Annotated in this window: 1 protein-coding gene and 2 pseudogenes; all 3 read right to left on the bottom strand. The window is 72.3% G+C overall.

The window, feature by feature from the left end:
* Nucleotides 1–190 (bottom strand): annotated as a pseudogene (locus ACWELQ_RS44255) (hypothetical protein); the annotation flags it as partial.
* Nucleotides 191–355: 165 nt separating this feature from the next.
* The gene (locus tag ACWELQ_RS44250; protein WP_452402940.1) at nucleotides 356–1,552 is read right to left on the bottom strand and encodes a TadA family conjugal transfer-associated ATPase; all 1,197 of its coding nucleotides are present in this window, start codon (nucleotides 1,550–1,552) and stop codon (nucleotides 356–358) included.
* 153 nt (nucleotides 1,553–1,705) lie between these two features.
* Nucleotides 1,706–2,208: pseudogene (locus ACWELQ_RS44245) on the bottom strand (hypothetical protein); the annotation flags it as partial.

The following is a 2,208-nucleotide window of genomic DNA, read 5'->3' as shown; positions in this document are numbered from 1 at the left end:
GTGACAACGCGGCCGATCCGAGCATGAGCGCACGAACCATCTTGTTGCGCACAGTCTTCAGTGACCGCGCTTGTCGCGGGAAGAGCACGGCCAGCCGCCGACGAGCGGCGGGAGGCGGCAACGTGAGGAGCGCAGCCGCGACACAGACCAGAACAGCCACGCCGGGGGCGACATTCGATGCCATCAGCACCCGCCACACCGACGGACTTCCGAATCCTGTTCGGCAGCCGCCGAATCGGGGTTCACCTGACACCGACAACTCGCGCGCCAGCCCAGCCGCAGTCCGGGGAATCGCGAACCTCGTACCCGGAAGGGACTGCAACACACGGGATTACCAATGGATACCGGCAGGTCGTCATTCGGAGATGTCATCGCGGGTCCTTTCCTCGAGGAGTCGGTCGAGCGCCCCGGCGGCCGGGGCCGGGCGGGCATCGGCGGTCCAGGCCGGGATGATCCGTACCCGGCCGTCGCAGGCGGTCACCATGCCGATCTCACGAAGGGCGCGGCGACCATCGGAATATCGGTGGACGTGCAAGATCACCTGTATCGCCGCCGCCAGCTGACTGTGCAGGGCGGCCGCGGGCATGCCGCCGAGCGCCGCGAGGGCTTCCAGACGGGCGGGCACCTCACCCGGCGAGTTCGCGTGCACGGTGCCCGCACCGCCGTCGTGTCCGGTGTTCAAAGCGGTGAGGAGGTCGACGACCTCCGCGCCCCGCACCTCGCCGACCACGATGCGATCCGGCCGCATGCGCAGGGACTGGCGGACCAGGTCGCGGACCGTGATCGCGCCCGCCCCTTCGACATTGGCGGGACGGGCGACCAGGCGGACCACGTGCGGATGCGGTGGCGCGAGCTCGGCGGCATCCTCGACGCAGATGATGCGCTCGGCCGGATCGACGATGGCCAGCAGACCCGACAGCAGCGTGGTCTTCCCCGCCCCTGTTCCACCGACCACCAGAAACGCGAGCCGGGCGCGAATGATGCGCTCCAGCAGCACCTTCGCCGTCGGCGGCACCGCCCCGGCGGCGGCCAGCGCGTCCAGCCCCTGGGTGGCGGGCCGCAGGACCCGCAGGGACAGGCAGGTGCCGCCGTGCGCGATCGGCGCGAGCACCGCGTGCAATCGCACGCCGAAGGAATCTCCCAGTGCCGCTTCGCTTCCCGCCAGCCTGCCGTCCACCCAGGGTTGCGCGTCGTCGAGCCGCCGCCCGGCCGCCAGCGCGAGTCGCTGGGCCAGCCTGCGCACCGCCGCCTCGTCCGGGAACCGCACCGAGGTCCGCCGCAATCCGCGCCCGCGATCCACCCATACCGCGTCCGGCCCGGTGACCAGCACATCGGCCACCTCCGGATCGTGCAGCAGCGGCTCGAGCACCCCGGCGCCGGTCATCTCGGTCTGCAGCAATCGCAAGGCGCGCAACAGATCCGTATCGGCGAGCACCCCGCCCGCCTCGGCCCGGACCGCCGCGGCCACCTGCGCCGGATCCGGATCGGCCGCGCCCTCGGCCAGCCGCTCCCGCACCCGCTCGAGCAGCTCGGCGGACAGCAACTCACTCATCACGGACCTCCACTCCGAACAGCAACCAGCGGCGGCTGCGGCCGAAACCGAGACGGCAGTATCCGGCTCGGCCTCCGCGCCGGGGAGGCCACACGCCGAGGAGAATCGCGGGGCCGGGCCGGCGGCGCGACGTGCACCGTCGACGCTCCGGGCTCATTTCCAGACCCCCGCGGACGCCGTCGCCGGTGCGCAGGACGCGCCGCGTGATCGAGCGACACGCCACCACGCGGGACCCGGCTGAGCGGCCACCTCGCGGTGCGCGGAACCATCGGAAAACAGTGCGGTCAGGCAGGTTTCGGCGGCGGTGCGCAGCGGCCCGCGACGCCGGACGGTGAGCCCGCCACGCTCCAGCCGCTCGGTGAGCCCCGGCTGGGAGGGCACGGAGGCCAGCAGCGGCAGCGACAGGGCCTCGGCGATATCGCCTGCGGCGAGGCCGCCGGGCGCCGGACCGCGCACGACCACCCGGACGTTGGGGTTGCGGGTACGGCAATAGGCGGCGGCGGATTTCGCGGCCGCCACCGAACGCAGCAGGGCCTGGGTCACCAGCACCACCAGGTCGGCGATATCGAGGACCTGCTCGGTGTACGGCCCGTGGTCGCTGGAGAGGTCGGCCACCACCAGATCGCCTGCGGCACGGCCGACGAGGTCATCAAGTA

This window comes from Nocardia sp. NPDC004722 (genome assembly GCF_053601505.1).
The sequence above is the reverse complement of the archived record's forward strand: the minus strand, read 5'-3'. Positions and strand labels throughout refer to the sequence as shown.